This is a genomic window from Paraburkholderia sp. BCC1876 (assembly GCF_902833695.1).
Taxonomy (GTDB): domain Bacteria; phylum Pseudomonadota; class Gammaproteobacteria; order Burkholderiales; family Burkholderiaceae; genus Paraburkholderia.
On record NZ_CADFGI010000074.1, the window covers coordinates 1 to 482 of the forward strand.

The 482-nt window shown below is 67.6% G+C and carries 1 pseudogene; it reads left to right on the forward strand.

Annotated features, from left to right (window positions below):
- A pseudogene (locus tag HWY05_RS37825) lies at positions 1 to 482 on the forward strand (non-ribosomal peptide synthetase); the annotation flags it as partial.

Genomic DNA, 482 nt, shown 5'->3' on the forward strand with positions numbered 1-482 from the left:
GCCCGCTATCTGCCCGATGGCAACCTGGTGTTCCTTGGGCGCAATGACGAGCAGGTGAAGATCCGGGGTTTCCGGATCGAACCCGGGGAGATCGAGGTCCAGCTTGCGACTCATCCCGAGGTGCGGGAGGCGGTCGTGCTCGCGCGGGTCGATCAACCCGGCGAAGCGCGCCTCGTCGGCTACGTCACGCTGCACGATGGCGCGACAGCCGGCGCCGGACTGCCGGGCGTGCTGCGTGCCCACCTCGAGCGCCGGCTGCCGGACTACATGGTCCCTTCCGCCTTCGTTCACCTCGAGCGCTTGCCGCTCACGCCGAACGGCAAGCTCGACCGCAAGGCGCTGCCTGCGCCGCTGGACGACGCGTTCAGCCTGCAGCAGTACGCCGCGCCGCAAGGTGAGATCGAAACCATGCTGGCCACTCTCTGGCAGGCATTCCTCGGCATTGAACGTGTCGGCCGGCACGACAACTTCTTTGCGCTCGG